This window comes from Vibrio qingdaonensis, from assembly GCF_026191675.1.
GTDB classification, from domain to species: domain Bacteria; phylum Pseudomonadota; class Gammaproteobacteria; order Enterobacterales; family Vibrionaceae; genus Vibrio; species Vibrio qingdaonensis.
In genome coordinates, this window is sequence record NZ_JAKRRY010000089.1 from 1 (window position 1) to 3049 (window position 3049).

Below are 3049 nucleotides of genomic sequence, written 5' to 3' on the forward strand. Positions count from 1 at the left end.
CTTTCACGGTTTAGTTTATTGGTGAACGGGTTCATCGTTCTAGCTTTACATCTGTTCTTTAGTGGTAAGCTTCCACCTCTCGCGTGCTTTTTCTTTGCTATTGAATTATTTACGCTCAATTGAGAATTGGCGCATGTGGTTGTTGGCTTAGTGGCAAACTTTGAGTTGCCTCTGAGTTTCGTCAACTCGGGCTACGAATTTTTGGACAGTTCAACTCTGTCCCGTCATGTTGGTCATTGGTTTTGAGGTGAGAGCGTTACTTCAAAGCCTTGGTGAGCAACGCTGGCATTATTGCACGAAAAAGCTAACAAACTGCTCAAGTGGACGCCATAAGCTTGGCGGTTTTGGTTTGAAGTTTAGTGCGCTTGGTAAGTTAATCGTTAGCGCCACTTAGCAGGGCGTTATGTATCCGAACAATACAAAAATGGAGATAGTCAGTATGGAAAGGTTCGCTTATTTTTCACCAGAGTTGATTTCTGGAGATGAGCTTAAAGCAGCATATGCTTTCGCAGCAACAATGGCTAAAGAAAAAAATGCACCACTCACAGTATTGGTCAACAACATAGGAACCTGCAGTCAGTTTTTAGAGAAAATCTTTACTGAAGTGGAAAAGAATAAACTGAGGCGATATGAAACTATAACCAAAAGCGGTGTGAGCATTCAGCTTAAGTCAACAGATGGTTTTAGAGATTATCAATATTACGGGGTAATCCTTGCGTTACATTCTTCTCCTAAAGCCATCCAAAAAATTGAATCTAATGACCAAACAATAGCAGTAATTGCAGTTGCTGAGATTAACCACTTAGCTGAGCACCTTACTAACTGGAAAACTGACAAAAACGTTCAAGAGCTTAAGCGGCAAGATACATAACAAATTGTTCAAGCAGACAGCTAACGTTCGGCGATTTTGGTTTGGTTGAGTTTAGTGATTATGGTGGCTTTGTTAGAGTGCGGTGGTAGTTAGCTGCTACTTAACAAGGCGTTATGTACCAAGTGTAATATGGGGTCATTCTCAGTGGGAAACTATAGTTTAAACTCTCAATATACAAAGAAAGTGGAAAAGCAGTTCGAAAAATGGGCTGAATTTTTGAATGGTGTGGTTGGAATATTAGCGTTTACTCTTGGGCTAGCTTCTTTAGGTACTCCAACCCCTTCGGTTAGTGCGATATTTTCAACCGTGATCGTAATTTATGTGTGGAATCGAGGAAAGCACCATTTCCCAAAAGAGATCGATAATCTCAGAAAGGCTGCAAAAAGTGACGGTGAAGCAGAGTTGTTGTTAAGGGGGTTACTATCAAAACATTTCGGCATTCTTAGCTTGATCAAAAAATACCCTGCTTACTTAGTTGGTTATTTATTTTTGTTGTCTATTGTTATCAGCCCATTTGTATACCGTGCGATCTTGGTGAATTCAGAAAGCGCCAATTGGTTTGCCAAATTCTATGGTTTACCAATCTAGGTACATAACAAATTGTTCAAGCAGACAGCTAACGTTTGGCGATTTTGGCTTGGTTGAGTTTAGTGATTACGGTGGCTTTGTTTGGGTGCAGTGGCAGTTAGCTGCTACTTAACAAGGCGTTATGTTTCCATTCAATCACGGAGGATAGATGAACATAGAAAGAAGATTAGCAGAACTTGGCTTGGAGTTACCTCAAGCCAGTGATCCGCAAGGTAGTTATTGTAATTGCGTTCGAACAGGCAATTTACTTTATGTCTCAGGAAAAGGTCCAGTAGCTGGTTTAAGTGTCGTACCCAGAGGTAAGCTTGGCCGGGAATATACCACAGAAGAAGGATATGCTTTAGCTAAAGCAACTGGCTTAGATATATTAGCTGCATTAAAGCTAGAGTTAGGTTCATTGGATAAAGTTAACCAAGTCGTCAAGCTTCAAGGTTTCGTAAACGCCACAACTGACTTTGAACAACACCCTAAGGTGCTGGATGGTTGCTCAGATCTAATGGCAGAAGTTTTTGGTGAAAAAGGTGTGCATGCCCGCTCAGTTTTCGGTGCAGCATCCGTGAGAGGTAATTTGCCAATTATAATTGACTCAATATTTGAAATTAAGGACTAGAAACATAACAAATTGTTCAAGCAGACAGCTAACGTTTGACGATTTTGGTTTGGTTGAGTTTAATGATTACGGTGGCTTTGTTCGAGTGTAGTGGTAGTTAGCTGCTACTTAACAAGGCGTTAGGCGCAACAGAGGTTCAGGCAAGGAAAGCAGATGAATTTAAATCAAGTAACATTGGCAGTTCATGATATAGAACTGGCGACTAAGTTCTACACAAAACTCGGCTTAATTCAAATCGTTGGTAACGAGTACTATGCTAGATTTTCATTTCCCGACGGTGACGCGACTTTTTCAGTTTATCTTGATACTGAAAAACAAGGTTTAGATTGTCGTGGTGTAGTTTATTTTGAGCATGAAAAATTGGATGAACTAGTCACTCATCTTAAGTCCGAAGGTATCGAATTTACGCAGGAACCAATGATGCAAAGTTATCTCTGGAAAGAGGCATCACTAACTGATCCGTCCGGTAATAAAATCAAACTGTATTGGGCTGGTGAAAATCGGTTGAACCCGCCGTGGAAGCTTGAGGCCAGCGCCTAACAATTTGTTCAAGCAGACAGCTAACGTTTGGCGATTTTGGTTTGGTTGAGTTTAGTGATTACGGTGGTTTTGTTTGAGTATGGTGGCAGTTAGCTGCTACTTAACAAGGCGTTAGTTGCACTTGAAAATTTAGTGGTCAAATCATTGTCCTTTTAGCTATGCAGCGACAAGCCCCACTGCTTTACTTTCTCTCCGGTGGCAGCGCCAATTAGCCGTTCGCTTTAGCCATCGAGGTTTCGTGGAACTGCTTTTTGTGTCCGTCCGTGAGCAACAGAAGTGACATCTTCCTCAACCCGTTTTTCAGTGACGTCGGTGGGGTCTTTTTCGCGCCAACTCGCATTAATCGAAAGATGTCAGTTCTGTCAGCTATCAAGCACGGCGTGGTGGTAGTAATTTAGTTTGTGGCAAACAATGAGCACCTTGGTACAAATAAGAGAATA

At 41.4% G+C, this 3049-nt stretch carries 4 protein-coding genes; all 4 read left to right on the plus strand.

Annotated features, from left to right (window positions below; all coding sequences use genetic code 11):
• The first annotated feature begins 439 nt into the window (after positions 1-439).
• The 4 genes from MD535_RS25215 to MD535_RS25230 all read left to right on the plus strand — a co-directional run bounded on the left by MD535_RS25215 (position 440) and on the right by MD535_RS25230 (position 2609).
• Entirely contained in the window at positions 440-871 is a 432-nt protein-coding gene (locus MD535_RS25215) for a hypothetical protein (protein WP_265678021.1), read from the plus strand.
• A gap of 144 nt (positions 872-1015) precedes the next feature.
• Positions 1016-1459: a hypothetical protein gene (locus MD535_RS25220; protein WP_265678022.1), complete on the plus strand. Its 444-nt coding sequence runs from the start codon at positions 1016-1018 to the stop codon at positions 1457-1459.
• A 148-nt stretch (positions 1460-1607) separates the two neighbouring features.
• Positions 1608-2069: a RidA family protein gene (locus MD535_RS25225; RefSeq protein ID WP_265678023.1), complete on the plus strand. Its 462-nt coding sequence runs from the start codon at positions 1608-1610 to the stop codon at positions 2067-2069.
• A gap of 153 nt (positions 2070-2222) precedes the next feature.
• The gene (locus MD535_RS25230; protein WP_265678025.1) at positions 2223-2609 is read left to right on the plus strand and encodes a VOC family protein; all 387 of its coding nucleotides are present in this window, start codon (positions 2223-2225) and stop codon (positions 2607-2609) included.
• Positions 2610-3049 lie beyond the last annotated feature (440 nt).